Below are 18360 nucleotides of genomic sequence, written 5' to 3'. Positions count from 1 at the left end.
ACATGCGCCGGGACAAGCGCGGCTGGCCCGCGGTCATCTGCGACGACTGTGCAGAGCGCACCGACACGAGCACGCTGATGTGGCCGGACGCCTGATTGAGGCACTTTCCTCCCCGCCGCGTCGTACCGGCCGCGCCGGGCCGGCCCAGAATCCTCCAGATGTTTTCCACCCAGGACAGGGAGGCCGCCGATGTCGCCGGAGACCTTGCCGCGGCACTGGCCCGCCGACTGCCCTCGGACTGAACCGGTGAAGCCGACACCCGAGACGACGAGAGGTGACCGGTGACAGCGAAGCTGGACGGCTTGCCACTGAAGTTGGACCGACGCTGGTTCCTGACAACGAAGATGGACCGACCTGCTCAGGGCAGCCCGGCGGCAGCCTTTAGGCGAGCAAGCGTCTCGCGCTTGGTATCAAGAGCAGCCGCCTTCGCGTTGATGTCGGCAGCCCAGGCCGCAAGTTCGTGAGCCAGCTCGGTGACCGGCTTGCCGGTGTTGAGGTTGTTCTCGCGGTACTGGGCGTGGACGCCATAGCCCCGGCCGGCACCGTACGCGAGTTCCATATACGAGTCTGCGATCCCCATCATCGCGCCGCCGAGACCGCTATGGGCCAAGGAGATTTCCTCGGTCAGCGCTTGGATCACGGCCTCGGTGTCACTGTCACTCATGGCTCAATGCTTGCAGCCACCGCTGTCCGTCAGCACGAGTTCCCCGAAAACTGCCCATCCCGGACGACCACTCTGTCGGTTCATCTTCGTTGTCAGGAACAAGCGTCGGTCCAACTTCAGTGGCAAGCCGTCCAGCTTCGCTGTCACCGGTCAAGAGGTGACCCGAGCTGGACACACCACGGGCTGCGCACGGTCGGACAGCAAGCAAGTCGATGCCTAACAGCTGCCTAATCTGCTTCCAGTTTCTGCCTAGTGTGGTGTAGGTTGGAGGTATGAGTGATGAGCAAATCGACAGCGTGGAAGCCTTGTTGGAGGAAGCGCGGCTGACGGCGCGGATGCCGGAGCCGGGAGAGCGTCTGCGTCTGCGGCAGGCGGCTGATCTCTCGCGTGCCCAGGTCGCGGCGGCGGTGGGGGTGGGCCGTCAGACGATCGCCAACTGGGAGGAGGGGACCAGTACTCCGCAGCCGCCCGGCCGGGCGAAGTACCTGCGTCTCCTGGAGGGCCTGGCCCAGCTCCACCCCGCCCCCGCCGAGACGGCCGGCGCGGTCCCGCCCGGTGCTCCGGTGCCCGCGGCGCCTGCCTCGCACGAGCCGGCGGCGCCCGCGTTCGCCGAGCTGCAGACGGCGCGGGACGCGGACGGGAGGGCTGTTCAGGGGGAGCCGGGGCCGTGTGTCCGCTGCGGCGGCGTGACCCCGTTCAAGGCCACCGACGGCCGTTCCCTGCACCTCGGTGCCATGTGCCAGCCCCCCGCCCCCGCCGCTCCCGGCGCCGCTGGTGAGGCCCCGGCGCCCGGCACCGGCACACTCCCTGCGGCGGCCGCCCCGGCCCCGGCTGCTCCGGCCGCGGTCACCCAGACCTCGGCTCCCGCCCCGGCTCCGGTCTCGCCCACCCCGGCGCCGGTGCCGTCGCGGCCGCAGCGTCGTGCGAAGTCGGCGGCCCGTGCTCAGGCGGAGACCACCGGTCTGATCGCCCGCGCTGTCGATGAGGAACTTCAGCGGGCGCAGGGTGACACCGAGGCCGCCTTGACGGCCCTGCTCAAGCGCGCGATCCCCGACGTGATGACGATGTTCGAGGAGACGCGGGCGACGGCCCGCTACACCTACACCGCCTACCCGGCGCTGCCGGACATCCTGCACAAGCCCTCGAAGAAGAAGCCGGACCAGATCTGGGAGGCCCGCCCCAACTTCCGTCACCCCGACTACTCCCTCAAGGCCGGCGGGGACATCGCGGTGACCGCCCTGGACGTCAACGCCGCCTACCTCTCCGCGCTGAAGTGCTGGCTGCCGATCGGCAAGCTGGAACACACCGTCGGTGCCGGTGGTGTGGACTCCAAGCGCTCCGGCGTCCACCTGGTCACCCCCGCCGAATGGCGCCATCCGCATCTGCCCGACCCTCTCGGCGACCGGGATGAGCCCGGCGCGCTGTGGGTCACCGACGCCACCCTCCGGCTGCTGCTGCGTCTGTCCGGGCCGAAGTACGGGCTGGCCCAGGCGCCCGAAATTCACGAGTCGTGGACGTCGGGGGCGACGGAAAACTTCTTGGACTCGCTGCGCAAGACCCTCACCGCCGCGCGGGAGGACGCCATCGCCCGGGAGGACACCGTCACCGCGGAATACATCAAGGCCATGTACTCGAAGTTCATCTCCACGATGGGCGAGTCGAGGCACAACCTCGAGATGACCCGCCCCGACTGGATGCACATCATCCACAGCCAGGCCTACGCCAATCTCTGGGGCAAGGCCTACAAGGCCCATCAGGCCGGGCTGGAGGTCATCGCGATGATGGGCACCGACGAGCTGCACGTGACCGGCGACTGGCGCAGCGTCTTCTCCGAGGGCCGCGGCGTCGCCCAGATGAAGATCAAGCACAGTGACGCCAAGGCGTCGGGTGAGTACACCGTCGGGCGGGTGAGCCGCTGATGGCCGGCACCGCACAGGGCCGGTGGCGGGACCTGGGTGCCTACCGGGCCCGCGGCCTGCCCGGCTGGGCCGCCCTGGCCGAAGGCCTCGACCGCATGGTCACCGGCATCGAGTCGCCGGTGGACTCCGAGCGGGGCCTGGCCGCCCGCCTGCGCTACCTCACCGCCTCGGACGCCGGATACGAGGCCATGGACCGGGCGGGTATCCACGTGAGGCCCCGCACGCTGATCGCCTGGCTCGCCGAGGAACGCACCCCCACCCGGGCCAACCTCGCCCGTCTGGACGCCGCCTACTGGGACCTGCGCCGCCGCAACGTTCTCGCCGATCTCAAGCGCCGGCTGACCAACCGCGGCCGCGGCACCCGCATCGAGATCGACCCGGTCGACCAGTCCCAGGTGGACCGCCGACACCAACGCGATCTGGAGAGGCGCGACATCAACGTCCGCGGCAGCATCTGGGACCGGGCCGTCGATGCCTGGAGCGCCGGTGACCGCGAGGAGCTGGACGCGATCTGGGACGAGATCATCCAAGGTCTCGGCACCGACTGGGACGGCTACACCTACGTCTCCTCCGTCGGCTGGGCCGCCTGACCCACCCCGCACACGCACGAACGGCCCGGAGTCACACCAATTGACTCCGGGCCGTTCGCCATCACCGTAACCGAACGGGCGCATCCTCGTGCCGCCGCCGGAGACACGCCTCCGGCGCTGACGAGGCCGTCTTGCCCTTGATGGAGGTCAGTTCCCGATCTCAGCCCATCCACGGGCGAACGAAGAGTTCACCGAGGTGCAGTACGCGTAGGACCAGGTGCCGCTGCCGACCCGCTTCCACTGGCCGGGCACGGTCCGGCCGTTCTTGCACTTCGCCCAGGCCCGGAAGTAGCGGTTGCCGTCCGCGTAGCTGCAGTAGGTGCCGAAGGTGTTGCCGTCGTCCCACGGCTCACAGTCGGGCGCTGCGTTCGCCACGCTCGCGGATGCCTCCGCCGGTGCGGCGGAGGCGGCGTTCGCGGCCATGGGCTGCACCGCCAGTACGGCGAGGAGGACACTGCCCGTGAAGATGCGTCGGATGTTCACAGTTTCTCCCTGGACTCGTTCATGGACTCGTCGCCGCGCCGGCGACAGGACTGTGCGGCCTTGCTGCGTGCCGTCGTCAGCCTCGCTGCGTTCTCGACCGTGCAGTGAGACCAACTCATGGGCGGATCCGCTTCGATGCCCACATGGGTGTCACCGGTGGGCCGAACCCTCTTCAGACCGCCTCGGCCCTGACAGTGGCAGCTCTTCGGGCGACGTTCCACGCGTTGACCGTGTCCCGGACAACCTGGAGGCTGTCCGAGCTGGTCAGGGCCTTGTCCGGATTCCATCCCGGACAACGAGGACATGGCGAAATCGGCCTTCCCGCTCCCCGCTGGTGCTGGAGACCCGCAACACCAAGGTTCGCGGCTTGGTGGACGCCGCGGTCGAGGCCTGGACCGTCGGCGACGAACAGGCCCTGGACGCCGTCTGGGACGCCGGGACCAGCCGGGCAATGACCACCGCCATGCGACGCTCCGCCAGCCCATGGACGAACGGGTCGTTCCCCGCGGGCTCGACCCGCCCGTCGGGCCTTCGATACGAGGGCGCCGGCATCCCGCGTCACCGGCTCTCCTCCCGGCCGGCTGCTACATCGGGTGACCGGAGTGATCCCGCTGCCCCGCACCGCACCAAGGGCCCCGGCGTCCCGGGCGCCGCCCCCGAGCGGCCGCACGGCCCCTACGGCCGCCGGCCCGACCCCGGCAACGACGACGGCGTCGAGCCGGACACCGCCCCGCCCGCGGCCCCGGACGGGAGAGGGTTCGGAGATCACTGATGAACCGTCGGGTTCCAGGGCCCGCTCTCAACCGGACGGGCTAGGCTTCCTGCCAGGCCGCGCCAGAATGGGTGTGCGGAGTAGGCCCCGGTCCCCACATGGGACGCAGTACGGCCGGGGCCGCACCTCCACCCCAGCATGACCGCCCACTCGCTTCCTTGCAGAGAGGGGCGACATGAGCCGACCCTCCCACAGCGGAGAACGGGGGAGCGGGCACTGCGGCCGCGCCCCGAAGGTGGATGAGGTTCAGGCTGGTGCCCGGGGGCACTCGGCGTCGTCGCAGCAGAGGACCCGCCGATCGGGGGGAAGCCGGAGTGCGACTTCGAGCCGCGGTGATCGCCGGACATCCTCTGGACAGCGTTCGAACGCTTGGTGACACTGAGGGATCGTTTGGTGACGCTGGGAAGGGGTGGGTGTTCGTGTCGACGAAGTCCGTGCCCGGTGACGGGCAGCACGGCAAGGGCAGCAAGGGCGTCGTGGGCGGCGAGCCGCAGCGCGGCGCCGTCGCCTTCGTGAAGGACGTGGCCCGGGGCGTGCTGGCGCTTGGGCGCCGGTGAGCTTGCTCCCGCTGTTTGAGGACGGGGCCGGCCTAAGGTCAGCGGATCCGCTGGTCCTGGCCGGTCCCGCTCCCGCCTGCGATCTGGAAGCCCTCGCGTTGCTGCTGGCGCCGCCCGCGCTGCTGGGGGAGTTCATGCCCCGCTCGCCGTGGAAGGGCGTCGAGCGCGTTGCGGCCGAGATCCCGCAGGCGTTGCCCGGCTCGCTGCCGCGCGCGTTCTCCGGGGCAGTGGAGGCGGTGTGTGCGGACGCCGAGGTGATCGGTGTGCTGGTCTCCGGCGGGCTGGATTCCTTCGCGGCCTTGGTCCACGCGGTGCGGGCCGCCAGGGGGAGGCGGGTGATCGCCTTCACCACCGACCTGACGGACGATGCCGGTGGCAGTGCCGCGGCGGTGGTGCGGCGTCTGCTGGCAGCCCTGGAACTGCCGGTCGAGCTGGTGGTGCTGGACCCGGCCCGGGACCGGGCCGAGCCGGTGTGGTCGCCCGCGGGGCCGCGGCTGGACGCGTTGCCCGAGGTGAACGCCGCTGCCGCTGAGCGGGCGGCCGAGCTCGGCGTTCAGGTGCTGCTGTCCGGCGACGGTGCGGACGAGCTGCTGGGCGTCCCGCGCTTCGCCACTGCCGCGGTGGCTGCCCGCCGGGGCGTGCGGGCTGCTGCCCGGTACGCGGCCGATGTCGCCGCCTCCGGCCCGGGCTTGCCGGGCGAGATGGCCGCGGCGGTGGCCGGGTTGCTGCCGAGGAGGCTGCGGGCGCGGGCGTACTGGGCGGCGAACTGGCCTGCCTGGTGCGACCCGGTCGCCCCGGCCGTGCTGGCCGAGCCGTACCGGTCGGCGGCGACGGCGTGGGCACGGGAGTGGGTGGATGCCCAGGTTGCCGCGCATGCGGCGGCCGGGCGGTCGTGGGCCGAGGCCGACGCGCGGGACGCGGCCTTCCCCCGCGAGGCGATCCCGCCGGCCGGAGTGGTTGCGCAGGCGTCGCCGTTCCTGCACGAGGTGTTCCTGCCCGCCGCGCTCGCGCTGCCGCTGGGCGATCGCTACCACCCGAGCCTGCCGTCCGGCTATCTGCGGTGCAAGGCCCAGGTGGTGCGGCTGCTGCCGGCCGCCGCGCTGCCGGTACTGCCGCGGCGCAAGCAGTACTTCAAGGCCGCGCTCGCGACCGCGTCCGCCTCCGGGTGCCGCGCGCCGCGGTGCGTGTCGGCGGGGCTGCTCGACGGCCAGGTGCTGGCGGCCGAGAGCGACCCGGCGGTACTGCTGGTCGTCGCCGCGCTGGAGCGGTGGCTGGCCGGGGCCGAGGAGAAGGCCGCGGCCATCACCAGGGGCTGATCCGCTTGGTCAGGACGCCGCGTGTACCGGACGTCGTGGATCCCAAGGGGTGTCTAGGGGCGGCGGGTGAAGGAGTGCAGCCGGTCGACCTCGGTGAAACCGGCCCGGTCGTACAGGCGGTTGGCGGCGGTGCGGTCGCGCTCGGCGTCGCCGGGCGGGGCGTCGTCGTCGACGTAGAGGATCGCCTCGCGCGCGCCGAGCCCGGCGAGCAGGTCCAGGGCAGAGCCGAGCAGGCCTAGGCCCAGGCCCCGCCCGCGGGCGGGTGGGGCGACGCTGATCCACCACAGCACCCCGATCCCCGCGATCGGGCGGCCGATGGTGGCCTCCCCGAGGAGTTCTGCGCCTTCGCGGACTTCCAGGCGCTTGCCCGGCGGGTCCTCGCACTCGTTGACGGTGATGTGGGCGGCGTGCGGCAGCCCGGCGATCGGCAGATCCGCGCGCATGTAGCGCCACAGGTCACGACCGGTGAACCCGGCTTCTTGGAGTGCCCGGCGGGTGGCGGGGCGGTGACGGGCGGGCAGGCCCTCCATGCCGAGGGTGAGGGCGGAGGCGAACTCGAAGGCGTGCACCGTGCGCTGGCCGAGCCGGTCGAGCGCGCGGGCGACCAGGGCATCGGCCAGGGCAGGGTCCTCGCGGCAGTGCAGCCACAAGATGAACCCGGCCCCGTCGCCGGGACGGGCGGCGTAGGAGACGACACCGAGCACCGTGCCCGCCTCGTCGCAGATCACCTCGGTGACGGGCGCATCCAACTCGTCCCACCAGCCACCGTCCACCGGTGAGCGGCCGGCCAGCGCCTCGGCGAGCATCTCGGGGGTGGTCAGCGGCTGGCCGGGCAGCCGGTCTGCGCCCACCAGGTCGAGCACAGCCAGCTCGTCGCCTGCCGCGTAGGGCCGTACTGACATCTGCGTTGCCGCACGAGATGTTGTGATCGCCACGGGCTGCGTCCGCCTTTCTCGCCGGGTGTCTGCCCCTAAGCCTGCCTCCACCGCTGCCCTCGCGCCATCACCGTCGCAGCGGCGTCAGGCCGCCGCCCACTCCAGCCCGAGGTCTGCCAGCACTTGGAGCTTGTCCGCGGTCAGCTTCGCGTGCCTGCTCTTGCTGTTGCTCAAACACCTCGAGCCGGACTTCGGTGCCGTCTTCCAGCCGTTCTACGTGGGCCCTGGGGACCTTCACAGAGCCCGGTGCGGGCCCTTGTACTGCGGTCAGGGCCGCCACGCCCCGCTCGGCGTGATGCCGAGCTGCTCCAGGCGCTCGCTGCCCCTCCGCCAGGGCCGCCCAGACCTCCGGGGTGCGCTGATTGGCCAGCCACCTCCCGACGGGGGCGTTGGCCGGTGGTGGGCAGCTCGATCGGCCGCGAGGAAGAACAGCGCCGCGCCCTGGCCGCTTCGTGCGGCGCTGGGGCGCGGCGGGGGAACATCTTCCTGAGGGCCCGGCTGGGACTATGAGCGCTTCGCCGGACACCGCGTCTGGTCGGCATGACCCGAATCCGCGGCCACGTTGCCCGGAAGGGTCGGAACGTACAGCCCGGCAGCCCGACCAATCTGCATGACGTCCATCGTGGGCTGCAGCGGGGCCGGCTTCCAGCCGGTCACCTCCTGAATGAACCCGCTCTTGTCAGCCGTCGTCGTGTTCCAGCCTCGGTCCAGGACCGGCAGCCGAAGCCAGTTGATCGGCTCCCCGGTGTCAGCGTTCACAGGCGTCCTGTAGTGCGTGAGGAAGTCCTCCTCCTTGCACGGGCCGAACATCTTCGTCAGCTGAGGGTCGCGAGGCAGGGTTCGGGCATACGGCGCGCCCTCGAAGATGTCCACGAAAGCGGGCGTCGTGACGGTCCAGAGAATGGTGACCTCGCCGGGCCGATACAGGTCCGGCCAGCGCTCATGGGCCCTGTGCGCGTATCCATCCACCCACATGCGCCACAGGCCGGCGGCGCTCATCTCCTCTGGCAAGAAGTCATCAGTGATGGAGGAACCATCCGGCTCGGCGTAGAGGGCCAGCTCCCCGGTCTCGGTGTGCCCATATCGGCTGGTGATGATCCAGCGGGTGCCGGGCGGGTACGGCTGCACAGTGTTCCTGGTAGGAGGCATGAGGGCAGTTTGCCGAGAGACCACCGGGACACACGCCCAGTTTGCGGAACAGGACGTCTCCGAATCCGCGTGTGATCGGTCGACTCGTGAGCGGCCCGCTTGGTGACCGTGATCTAACAAGACGAACGGCAGACGAAGAGAGGGGGCTACCGATACCAGCAGCTCCCCCTCATCAGCCAGTCAGGCCAACGGCACCCCGCGGTCGGCGTGGACGACCGTCCCGTCCGCCAGCCCCACGTACGGCCGCATCCGCGTGTACGGGATGCGCTGCTCTCGCTCTACCCGCCGCAGCTCATCCGCTCGGATCAGGAACCGCGCGGGCGGGGCGCCGGGGGCCAGGACGTGGGGAAGCGGAGTCGCCCAGTTCTCGCCTCGCGTGACGAACATGCGCCAGTCACCAGGGAGCTCGATGCCCCAGCTGGTGATGGAAATCGGCTGGTCACCGGAATTGACCGCCTCCACGCTGACGAAATGATCGCCAAGGTCCTGACTGCCGTCGGGCAAGTCATAGACCGGGATGGAATTGGAGACCCGGACGACCACCCGGGGGCCGACGGGAGCGGGCAGGTAGCTCCCGATGTGGAAGCGGTTCTCCTGCCGGTTGTGGTTTCCGACCTGCACAGCGGCAGGGCCGCGGAAGACGTTGCCGACCACGCCCTGGCGGGCCGCGAACTCCTGCTGCTCGGAAACCAGCGCCTGAAGTCCGGCCGCGACCTGCTGCTGCTCGGCCTCCTCCAGGCTCTCCAGGAGCGACTCGAAACGGGTCTGCCACGATGCCTCCTGACGGAGGCGCGCCCGCTCCGTCCCACCAGCATCAGCTTCATCCAGCGCCTGCGCAGTGCGGTCCAGGCGCTCCAGCTCGGCACGCTCGCGCTGAGCGTCGCCGCGCCCTATGAGACGGGCCACACGTTGCCGCAGACCGGTCCATGCGTCGGTGCCGGCGGCTTGGACGATGGCGGTGCCGCCAGCCCCCGCCACGGCCATGAGTGCTTCGTTGAGCATGTGCCAATCCTTCGAGTCCGGGAAAGCCGACTCCTCAAGCTACGGCTGCGACGCTGAGGCTTGCGACCAGTGCCACAAGCTCCGCTGAGCACCCACGGTCGCCCCAGCTACGCTGAGCCGATGCCCGTCATACCCGCCCTGTTCCGCGAGGCCGAGACCGACCACCCCGCCATCGCCCAGTGGTGCTCCACCATCCTGGCCGGCGACACCGCCCGCCTGCTCCTCCTGGGGCCGCACTGGTCCGGCAAGTCGCACACCGCCTACGCCGCCTTGCGCCGCCTCCTGGCCGCCGGCTACCCCGAGGCGGACATCACCGTCCACCATGCCCTCGAGCTCAAAGGAACCTATGAGCCCGGCATGATCGAGAACACGACCAGGGTGACGGTGATCGACGATCTGACGGTCTCCGCCGACCTGGCACGGGAGACGACAGCGCCGCTGCAGACGGACTCTGCCGATATACAGGCAGCGATGGCGTTGGAGGCGGGAGCGCTGGCGGACGCTGTCGCCCGCCTGAGCCTGCTGCCTCGGCGCTCCTGGATCCTGATCGCATCCAGCATCGAGCAGATCATCGCGACGGTCGGCGAAGAGACCGCCGAACGTCTCCTTGCCGTCGCCGAGCAGGCTGAACTGGCGCAGAGGCCCCGACCGCGCCTGGACGGGTAGACCGCCGAGCGGGTCGACATACGGCACGGGCCCGGACTCTGACGCTTCGGAGACCGGGCCCAAACAGCGGTCCTGGCTGACCTCGCTGGTCGGGCAGACCGGGAAGAGCCGCCGCCAAGGCCCGGTCATGCCTTTGCCCTTCCGTGCCGACTGCTGATCGGAGCTGCACATGACCGAGTTTCCCGAAGGCGGCCGCATAGAAGCCGTTCCCGCCGAGTACGGCGGCTGTCGGCGTGGGCGAACGAGGCGAGGATGCCGCTGCTCACCGCGCGGCCGGGGGCGGCGTCCTCCGGCGTGATCACGGCCAGGGCCAGTCCGCCGGACTCGTCCTGGTCCGCCATCCATTGCTCGGCGGGGACTGCGCGGCCTCGGTGGCGCGTCGCCTCAGCTGAGCTTCCGAGTGTGTCAGCGCCGGCAGGGGCGGGCCGGGCTTTCCGGCCACTTCGTCCGCCCTGGGGGCCGACGGGCACTCGGACAGGTCAACGGCGTCCGATCGTGCTGCGGACGAGGGCGTAGGGAGTCACGCAGAAGGCAACGACGTTGCCGGCGACGAGCAGGGTGAGGAACAGCCAGTAGGCGAAGCCGTGGCCGTCGGATGAGGCGAGAAGGTACCCGTAGGTGAGGCTGATGAGGATGCCGGTGCTGGCGAGCCCGGCAGCCCAGCCCAGCACGCTCATGCCGAAGCCAAGACCGATGAAGGACCAGAACATGGCAGGACCGGCGAGGACCGCGATGGCCAGGACCAGCGGGGCGGTGATGTCCCGGTCACCGATGAAGTCCATGAGCTTCGGGACGGAGATGACGGTCCAAAAGCCGGTGTAGGCGACGGCGAGGACGGCGGCGACCATCGTGATCACACGGGCGGCACGGGTGGCGGAAGGGGCGTTCGCGGCGGCGGTCATGAGGCAGTGGACTCCCTCTACATACGGCGGGCAGGGTGATCGGCGCCGTTCCGGTATAGCCGACGCAGACCACCAGGGGGCGCGCTTTTGAGCAAGGCACCCAGGACCCGCGAACAACGCGCCACTCGAAGCGGTGACTCGACCGCGCCGCCCGCTGCGGTGGGGGAGGTGGAGGTGCTGGAGCCGGCCGAACTCCAGCGCCTGGTCCTCGCCGCCGTCGGCCCGTACGTCGACCGCGATGTCCTCGCCCGGCAGGTTGCCCGCACGGACCAGAAGGGCGAAGGCAGGGGGCGGTGAGCTCCCGGCGAGTGAGGCCCCCAAGGTACCGGCCTCGCCCTTGCAGGAGGGTGCTCACCGCCTGCTCAGGGTGTAGCACAGCGCTGTTCCGGCTTCCGGCCCGACACACACGGCACCGGGCCGTTGGCCTGCGGCGCGGGTGCGAGATGGTCGCCGGGCGCTCATGGGGCTCTATCGCTGTGCCCACCAGGTCCCCGCAGCCCCGCCCGCTGACGTGACCAGGGCGAGGAACCACCCGGGGATACGTTGGACGGTCAAGTGGAGTCCGCCAACGCGAAGTTCCAGAACGGGAGCGGGTGCGAGGGGTCCCGTGGTGCGACTGATCTTGTTGCCCTCTGTCCGGGGGTTGTACTTCCGGGGCCTCATGTCTTCTGGCTCCTGTCGCACGCCGTTGCGTGACATAGGTGGAGGAAGGAAGCACTGGGGCCGGGTACATGATGGTTGTCCAGACGAGTCGGGCATGCTGTCAGCTTCCATCGGGATCCAGGCAGGTGGGGCGCGGGTCTGGGGCTGCAGCGCGGTGCTCCGCCGGCCCACGGCCTGGGCCGGCAGGCCGGCGCTCGACCGCTCCCCGGCCTCGCGCAGTTCCTTGGGCTTTCGGCATGACTGCGCCGGTGTCCCGCGTGACCGGCTCTCCTCCCGGCCGCGCGCCGCATAGGGTGAGCGGAGTGATCCCGCTGCCCCCGCACCGCACCAAGGGTCCCGGCGTCCTGGGCGCCACCCCTGAGCGGCCGAACGGCCCCTTCGGCCGCTGGCCCGACCCTGCCGCCGATGAGGACACCGGCGAGCCGACCGCCGCCTGGCCCACGGCCCGGGACGGGAGGACAGGATGAGCACCGTGTGGCGGCGTGTTCTGACCGCGCTCGTGGACGAGGACTGCGACGAGGAAGAGCGGGAACACACCCTCGCGCTGGGCGCCGCTCACCTCGCCGTCACCCGTGCCGTCGACGGGCCGCGGCCCACGCCCGAGGACGTCATGCATATCGCGTTCTGGGAGTTCGCGCTCCTCCTCGATGCCGGCACCGCACGCTCAGCCCTGCGGGACGCCCAGGGAGGGGTAACCCGACCGGCCGCACCGCGTTGAACCCCGCATGACGACCACGACGATGCGCCTCACTTCCGTTGCCGGCGTGCAGCGCGACGGCGGAACGGTGCACCGGCCCGGCTCGGAGCCGATCTTCACCGAGCTCGCTCACCAGTGGAACCGTGCCGGCCGCCTCGTCCCTGGCCGGCGCGACGAGGAGTGGACTGCCCTGGCCCGCCCCTACCCGTGGCCCGGACGCTGACCAGCAGCAACTGCCGGACTGACCGGCCAAGCGTCTCCGCGGTGGCCCCCGCCCTGGCCCTTCGACGCCCCCGTGAACTAGAAACAGCAGGCGGCAGCCCAGGAATCGACCCTCGCCCCGGGGCGCTGTCACTCGGCCGTCCGCAGGTAGACGCGGGCGAAGCGGACCGCGGGCTCCAGCAGCGGCGCCGCCCCCCGGAGGTCGCCCAGCTCTTCGGCCCGGTCCGCGAAGTCGGCCATCGTCTCCAGCCACGCGGCCAGCGCCACCGCAGCCGGCGGATCCAGCGCGGCCATGTGGGCCGCCGAGCCCAGCGCCCCCGCGTGCGTCGCCCGCTCCGGGCTGTCGGGGTAGGCGAACGAGGCGAGGATGCCGCTGCTCACCGTGCAGTCAGGGGCCACCTCCTCCGGCATGAACACGGCCAGCACCAGCCCGCCCGACTCGTCCTGGTCCACCATCCACCGCTCATCAGCAGACCCAGCCGCCTCGGCAGCACGCCGCCGCAGCAGCGCCGCCGCCTCCCGCAACACCCCGGCCATACCTCCACCGTCCTCCCCCTCCAGCCGCGCCGCGCTCCGGAATCCGCAGTCGCGGCCCCGCGCTCACCCGGACGGGCTAGGCTTCCGTGCAGGCCGCGCCAGAATGGGTGTGCGGAGTAGGCCCCGGTCCCCGCACGCGGGACGCAGTACGGCCGGGGCCGCACCTCACACCGCTGCTACACCGTCGCCCACTCCAGTCCGAGTCCGGCCAGCTGCCGGAGCGCGTCCGTGGTGAGCTTGCCCCGCCGGCTCCTGGTGTTCGACAGAAACACCCCCAGCTTGATGGGGTGTTCCTGGTCGTCGACCACAACGGTCTCTGTGTGGGCCCGGGGGACTTTCACGTGCCCTTCGCGGTTCTTGTACTGGGCCAGGGCCGCGATGCCCCGCTCAAAGGCCGCCGAGACTCCCTTGCGGGTCTTCACCTCCTTCGCCGGCGCCTCCTTCTCGGTGGCGGGCAGGGGCTCAATGCCGAGTTCGGCCAGGCGTTCGCGCTGCCCTGCGCTCAGCTGCTCCCATCCCGTGCGTTGCGCGTGCAGCCAGGTGCCGATGTCCTGGCCGGCGACGGTGACGCCGGGCAGGATCTCCGCGAGGGTGGCCCCGTCGTCCAGCACCGCGGCGAGTGCGGCGTAGCGCTGCTGCCAGACGACCGGCCACGGCGGGTTCCAGTACGGGTCGATCCGCTCCAGCGCCTCCCGGCGCTCGGTGGCGCGTTCCTCGTCCTTGCCCAGCCCACCCGGCTTCCGGAGATTGGCCAGCCATTGGCCGACGGCCACCCCGTCGATGACCGCGTCCTTGGGCGCGACCAGGGTCCGGTGCATCGCGTAGTAGGCGCGGGCGGCGGAGAGGTTTTTGTAGAAGCGGGCGTCGGTGACGGACCAGACCATGCCCAGCTCGTCCAGGAGCTCTGCCCGCCATGCCTTCAGCGTTCCCGCGCGGAACGCGCGGCGCTGTTCGCTGACCCATGCCCCCAGCGCGTAGGTTCCGCCGTTGCCGCCGTTGCCGTTGCTCTCGGTCGCCTGGATCGGTACGACGGTGTCCATCGGCACCTGCGCGTGCCCCTCGGCCTTCACCCATTTGCGCAGGGCGTTGAGCCCGGACAGCCATACCTCACTGTCCGGACGCAGTACCCGGGTGCGCAGGAAGGCGGCGATGACGTCGGGGTTGCGCGGGAGGGAGAACCGCAGCAACGGCACCGCCGCAGCGCCCTTTCCGTCCTCGTCCTCCTGGCCCTCGTCCTCACCGTCGGCGGGCCGCCGGCCGCCGCCGACCCCGACCCCGGCCGCGGCCGCCCCGTCCCGCTCCTCGACTCCCTGGTCCTCGCCCTCCGCGCCTTCCCCGGCCTCGTCGCCGGCGGCGGGCTGCTCTTCCTCCGACTGCTCCGGCTCGTCTTCCTCACGCCCGGGATCGAGGGCGACCACCGAGGTGGCCTTCCCGCGGGAGCTGGCGGTGCGCAGGACCATGCGCTCGATGAGCCGGGAATCGTGTGCACGCAGCCCCTGCAAAACGGCTACAAGAGGCCGATAAGAGGCGGAAGCCATCATGTCCTCGGGGTCCTCCCCGGCCTGGAGGAAGACGGGCACGATCAGCCGCGCGACCTTCCCCTCGTCCGGGGCCTGCCGCAGCCCGCGGCCGGTGATCTGCACGATCTGCACCGGCGAGCTGCGGGTGTCGGCGAACACGACGCCGTCGACTCCGCGTTTGCCGCGGATGTCGACGCCTTCCCCCAGCACCTGGCATGACGCCAGGATCCCCAGGTCGGTCACCCACCCCTCCGCATCCAGCCCGTCGGCGAACCGGTCCAGCACCACCCGCCGGTGGGCGGCCGAGTGCTCCCCGCACAGCCACTCCGCCCCCACCCGCCCCGGGTAGGTCACCGGGTCCGTCTCGTGCAGCTCCGCGGCCGTCTCCGGCAGCGCCCGCGCGAACGCCATCGCCTCGATCGTGCGCCAGTGGAACGTCATCAAGTTCCGCGCCCCGGTGGTGTCCGCGTGCTTGAGCAGCGCCGCCTGCAGCGCCGCCAGCCGCCGGCCCCGCTGCTCCTCGGAGCCGACGTCCTCACCCAAAGCCTCCGGGTCCCGGATCTCCAGCACATCCACCTCAAAACTGGCAAGGATGCCCCGCTCCACACTCTCCATCAGCCCCAGCTCGTACAGAACCGGCCCGTACAGTTCGACGTCATCCATCGACGCCACCAGCCGCCCGCCCAGCGCCCCTGAACCGTCCTCAAAGCCGCTCCCGGCACCCTCCGGGCCCGGCCCTCCGGACCCTCGGGCCGGTGTCACGGCGGGTGCCCACAGCCGCGGTGTGGCCGTCATGTACAGCCGTCGCGCCGCCGGGATCCGCTCCTGGTCGTGAACGACCGCCCACGCCTTCCCAATTGCCCCACTTGTCCGGTGGGCTTCGTCCACGATCAGCAGGTCAAACGGGCTCATTTTTTGGCCGTACGAGCCGCGGAGGGCCTGTTCCAACACCCCCGGCGCCCCTGCGCGCTCCCCGTCGGCCGTGCCCTCTGCGCCGCCGTCCTGGTCGTCCTCCAGGCCCTGCGACACCAGCGACGCGTAGGTGGCGAACACCAGCATCGGCCCCTGGCCGGCCCACAGCGCCAGCTGCGTCGGGTTCGTCGTGCACCGCACATCGAGCGCTTCCAGCAGCGGGTCCGCCCCCAGCGAGCACACCGCCACCGCAGGCCCCGCATGTCCCACCGCCCGCCACGCCTCCACGGTCTGCGTCAGCAGATCCAGCGTCGGCACCAGCACCCCCACCAGCCCCCTGGGCACCATCCTGAGCGCCGCGGTGGCCGCCGAGATCGTCTTCCCCGAACCGGTCGCCGACACCACCTGCCCGCGCAGACCCCGGGCAGGCATCACCCCGTCCAGCGGCCCCGAAAGCCCCCGGATAACCGCATCCACCAACTCCACCTGATGCGCGAACAGTGGAATATTGCCCACCTTGCCAACCATTCCCCGACCTCTCCATCTCCGCAATCCGAAAACCAGCAATTCACCGAAAACGCAATTCCGTGAAAGGACCAGCGCGAGGAATCAGAGCGCGACTCAGTGCGACGGAATGAACGGTGCGACGGACACCGCCCCGTTCTCACCGACCACCACCCGCTCCGCCAGCTGTGCCAGCACCTCCTGCGGTGTCAGCCCGGCCCGGGAAGCGGCCTGCCGCAGCAGCCGGCCCGCCCCCGCCGGTACCCACACCTCGCCCTGCACCTCATCCGCGGCCGCACGCCGCTGCTCCAGGTGCGCGGCGTGCGCGGTGATGGCCCGCTCCCGCCGGACCGTCCGCTCCGCCGCCCAGGCCGAGCCGGCGCTGTCCCGCTCCGGCTCGTACACCGCCCACCCCGACGCCTCCATCAGCGCCTGCACCCGCCGCCACTCGCCATGCTGCGCTGCCCACCGCTCGGCGAGCTCCTCCGGATCCGAGGCGACCAGGCCACGCTCCACCGGCCCCTCAGACCGCAGTTCCTCGGCCGTCTCCCGCTCCCGCACCGCCGCCTGGGCAACCGCCTCGGCCACCCGCGCCGCCGGCATCCCAGCGCCCTGCCGCCGCACCGCGTCCCGGGCGATGTCCTCGCTGCTCCAGATCACTGGCCGGCCTCCCTGCTCACGAGACGCGCCCGGAACGCCCCGGACGGGGCGTGTGCGGGTGGTTGTAGGGCTGGTCGTCAATCCAGGTGCGCGCGTTGCACTTGTGCCAGCCCTCCGGTTCCTCGCGCCGCGGCGCCTCGCCCTCGAAGTGGTCGGCCTCGCGGGTGCAGAGGATGACGTCACCAGAAGAGAACTCGATGGTGCGCGCGGTGCACAGACCCCCGGCCTCGCCCAACGCCTCCAGCACCCGGCGCCGCTCCATCGTGTTCGGATGCGTGCGCGGCAGCACCGTCTCCCGGACGAACACCTCCAGCCGATGGCAGCCCGGCTCATGGCTGCCGTTGCACTCGGCCGGGCTCTGTACCAGGCTCAGGCCGTAGTGGTCGAGGTAGGCCAGGAGAAACACGGCCAGGGCCCGGCCGGGATCGCTGGCGTGCTCAACCCCGGGCGGCTCGCTGGTCCAGCCGAACGTGGCCTGGTGGGGCCGGGGCCGCACGCCACCGTTATGCGGGTCGGGGAAGACCACGGCACGAGTGAAGAAGTCGTCCAGGCGGCTGAGCAGTTCCCCATCCGGGTCGTCGACCTCCCGGCCGCGCACGGTGGCGACGGCGGCCTCCAGGATCGTGGTGAGGTACCGCCGGCGGGCCTCCTCCTGCTGCCGCATCTCGACCGACAGGCTCTCCTCGGTCACCTGCACCACCCGGTACATGCCACGGTCCCCGTACAGGCCATCCGGCCGCTCCAGCACCCGCCGCGCCTTGGCAACGGCCTCTTCGACCGACCGCCCGTAGGCATAGTTGGTCGTCACAGAAGCACCGGGATGCGCCGGATCGGTCCGCTGCGCCACGATCCGGTAGCGGATCAGCTCCGGACCCGGCCCCGCTTCACCGCTCTCCCGCGCCCACTGCTCCAGCCGCTCCTGGTGCCAGCGCTGCACCGCCGGATCACCATCGGGGGAGTAGGTCAGCCACCCCGCGTCGAGCATCAGGCTCCAGATGCGCCGCAGCTCATCCCGCCGGAGCGCCGCCAGCTGTTCCTCCGTGCTGAGTGCCCGCACCGAGTCCTCGCTGGGCTCCAGTCCACCCGCGGCGACCAGCCGCTCGTGGATTTGCTCCACCGTCATCCCGAAAACCTCACGGTGGATTTCCTCCCGTGCTTCAAAGCGCATTTCGAAGCTCAAGCCTCGGGATGGCTGAGAGGGGGATTCGGCGCTTTTCTCGTCCGGCATCGGCTAGCCTTTCCCTGTGAGAAATTCCGAGGGCTTCCCGCCCCTGGGGGTAGTGCCGTAGTTCCACGAACTCTACCCCTGCATCACGGAGTGAGGCAGCAGGTTGACGGAAGTGGACCCGTAAGGGTGGTTCCTGGTAGGGTCTGGCGTGCAAGACCACGGCAAGCCGGTACCCTGGAGGTCTGGTGATAGAAGGTCAGAGCCTGGCGGGCCGTCACCTCGCGCCCCAGCCGCCGTCAGCAACAGACACACCCTCACCCCTCCCCGCAGCCAGCCCGCTTGAAGCCTCACAGGACGCAACCCGCACCCGCTGAACCAACCAGCATTCCCCAATCCGGCCGCGCATGAATTCCGGAGGAATTCACAAAACAATTCCGGAGGAATTGTTTCACCCGCCGGAGGCGGGTGCGTCTTTACGATCCGTAGGAATCGTGCGTCGTTCCTCCGGAGGAGGACGCGCGC

General features: G+C 70.9%; 20 protein-coding genes. 10 read left to right on the top strand and 10 right to left on the bottom strand.

Annotated elements, in window-relative coordinates; translation table 11 throughout:
- Positions 1-358 precede the first annotated feature (358 nt).
- Positions 359-664, bottom strand: coding sequence for a hypothetical protein (locus ABT112_RS33340; protein ID WP_351515549.1), 306 nt, complete (start codon positions 662-664; stop codon positions 359-361).
- Positions 665-936: 272 nt separating this feature from the next.
- Between ABT112_RS33340 and ABT112_RS33335 the strand changes: the two genes are divergently transcribed.
- On the top strand, positions 937-2583 hold the full coding sequence (locus ABT112_RS33335) for a helix-turn-helix transcriptional regulator (RefSeq protein WP_351515548.1): 1647 nt from the start codon (positions 937-939) through the stop codon (positions 2581-2583).
- The gene (locus ABT112_RS33330) at positions 2583-3173 is read left to right on the top strand and encodes a transcriptional regulator (RefSeq protein ID WP_351515547.1); all 591 of its coding nucleotides are present in this window, start codon (positions 2583-2585) and stop codon (positions 3171-3173) included. Before ABT112_RS33335 ends, ABT112_RS33330 begins: the two co-directional genes overlap by 1 nt.
- A 147-nt stretch (positions 3174-3320) precedes the next feature.
- On the opposite strand, the gene ABT112_RS33325 is transcribed toward ABT112_RS33330, so the two are convergent.
- A complete protein-coding gene (locus ABT112_RS33325; RefSeq protein WP_351515546.1) occupies positions 3321-3656 on the bottom strand; it encodes a hypothetical protein in 336 nt (111 codons plus the stop codon).
- 334 nt (positions 3657-3990) lie between these two features.
- Between ABT112_RS33325 and ABT112_RS33320 the strand changes: the two genes are divergently transcribed.
- From ABT112_RS33320 to ABT112_RS33310, 3 genes are all read left to right on the top strand, one after another.
- A complete protein-coding gene (locus ABT112_RS33320; RefSeq protein ID WP_351515545.1) occupies positions 3991-4428 on the top strand; it encodes a hypothetical protein in 438 nt (145 codons plus the stop codon).
- Positions 4429-4847: 419 nt separating this feature from the next.
- Positions 4848-4985 (top strand): hypothetical protein, encoded by a 138-nt coding sequence (locus ABT112_RS33315; protein ID WP_351515544.1) that lies wholly within the window; start codon positions 4848-4850, stop codon positions 4983-4985.
- Between the two features lie 2 nt (positions 4986-4987).
- Entirely contained in the window at positions 4988-6301 is a 1314-nt protein-coding gene (locus tag ABT112_RS33310; protein ID WP_351515543.1) for an asparagine synthase-related protein, read from the top strand.
- A gap of 53 nt (positions 6302-6354) precedes the next feature.
- Here ABT112_RS33310 and ABT112_RS33305 read toward each other — a convergent pair whose 3' ends face one another.
- The 3 genes from ABT112_RS33305 to ABT112_RS33295 form a co-directional block, all read right to left on the bottom strand.
- On the bottom strand, positions 6355-7203 hold the full coding sequence (locus ABT112_RS33305) for a GNAT family N-acetyltransferase (protein ID WP_351515542.1): 849 nt from the start codon (positions 7201-7203) through the stop codon (positions 6355-6357).
- Positions 7204-7740: 537 nt separating this feature from the next.
- Positions 7741-8364: a hypothetical protein gene (locus ABT112_RS33300; protein ID WP_351515541.1), complete on the bottom strand. Its 624-nt coding sequence runs from the start codon at positions 8362-8364 to the stop codon at positions 7741-7743.
- 201 nt (positions 8365-8565) lie between these two features.
- Positions 8566-9387, bottom strand: coding sequence for a hypothetical protein (locus ABT112_RS33295; RefSeq protein ID WP_351515540.1), 822 nt, complete (start codon positions 9385-9387; stop codon positions 8566-8568).
- A 120-nt stretch (positions 9388-9507) separates the two neighbouring features.
- Here ABT112_RS33295 and ABT112_RS33290 point away from each other — a divergent pair, with 120 nt between their 5' ends.
- Complete coding sequence (locus ABT112_RS33290; protein WP_351515539.1) at positions 9508-10053, top strand: hypothetical protein; 546 nt, start codon at positions 9508-9510, stop codon at positions 10051-10053.
- A gap of 479 nt (positions 10054-10532) precedes the next feature.
- Here ABT112_RS33290 and ABT112_RS33285 read toward each other — a convergent pair whose 3' ends face one another.
- A complete protein-coding gene (locus ABT112_RS33285; RefSeq protein ID WP_351515538.1) occupies positions 10533-10955 on the bottom strand; it encodes a hypothetical protein in 423 nt (140 codons plus the stop codon).
- A gap of 174 nt (positions 10956-11129) precedes the next feature.
- On the opposite strand from ABT112_RS33285, the gene ABT112_RS33280 reads away from it, so the two are divergent.
- From ABT112_RS33280 to ABT112_RS33265, 4 genes are all read left to right on the top strand, one after another.
- A complete protein-coding gene (locus ABT112_RS33280) occupies positions 11130-11252 on the top strand; it encodes a hypothetical protein (protein WP_351515537.1) in 123 nt (40 codons plus the stop codon).
- Positions 11253-11920: 668 nt separating this feature from the next.
- The gene (locus tag ABT112_RS33275; RefSeq protein ID WP_351515536.1) at positions 11921-12085 is read left to right on the top strand and encodes a hypothetical protein; all 165 of its coding nucleotides are present in this window, start codon (positions 11921-11923) and stop codon (positions 12083-12085) included.
- Positions 12082-12336: a hypothetical protein gene (locus ABT112_RS33270; protein ID WP_351515535.1), complete on the top strand. Its 255-nt coding sequence runs from the start codon at positions 12082-12084 to the stop codon at positions 12334-12336. Before ABT112_RS33275 ends, ABT112_RS33270 begins: the two co-directional genes overlap by 4 nt.
- A 7-nt stretch (positions 12337-12343) precedes the next feature.
- Positions 12344-12538 carry a hypothetical protein gene (locus ABT112_RS33265; RefSeq protein WP_351515534.1) on the top strand — a complete coding sequence of 65 codons (195 nt, stop codon included), beginning with the start codon at positions 12344-12346 and terminating at the stop codon, positions 12536-12538.
- Positions 12539-12666: 128 nt separating this feature from the next.
- Here the strand turns inward: ABT112_RS33265 and ABT112_RS33260 are convergent, their stop codons facing one another.
- The 4 genes from ABT112_RS33260 to ABT112_RS33245 form a co-directional block, all read right to left on the bottom strand.
- Positions 12667-13074, bottom strand: a complete 408-nt coding sequence (locus ABT112_RS33260; RefSeq protein ID WP_351515533.1) for a hypothetical protein — start codon at positions 13072-13074, stop codon at positions 12667-12669.
- A gap of 176 nt (positions 13075-13250) precedes the next feature.
- Positions 13251-16034: a DEAD/DEAH box helicase gene (locus tag ABT112_RS33255; RefSeq protein WP_351515532.1), complete on the bottom strand. Its 2784-nt coding sequence runs from the start codon at positions 16032-16034 to the stop codon at positions 13251-13253.
- A gap of 93 nt (positions 16035-16127) precedes the next feature.
- Positions 16128-16670 (bottom strand): hypothetical protein, encoded by a 543-nt coding sequence (locus ABT112_RS33250; protein ID WP_351515531.1) that lies wholly within the window; start codon positions 16668-16670, stop codon positions 16128-16130.
- A 16-nt stretch (positions 16671-16686) separates the two neighbouring features.
- Positions 16687-17793 carry a hypothetical protein gene (locus tag ABT112_RS33245; RefSeq protein WP_351515530.1) on the bottom strand — a complete coding sequence of 369 codons (1107 nt, stop codon included), beginning with the start codon at positions 17791-17793 and terminating at the stop codon, positions 16687-16689.
- Between the last annotated feature and the right edge of the window lie 567 nt (positions 17794-18360).

The sequence above is a fragment of the Streptomyces sp. NPDC002055 genome (assembly GCF_040296705.1).
Lineage (GTDB): Bacteria > Actinomycetota > Actinomycetes > Streptomycetales > Streptomycetaceae > Streptomyces.
Note: the sequence above shows the minus strand (reverse complement) of the source record. Positions and strands in the feature narration are given on the sequence as shown.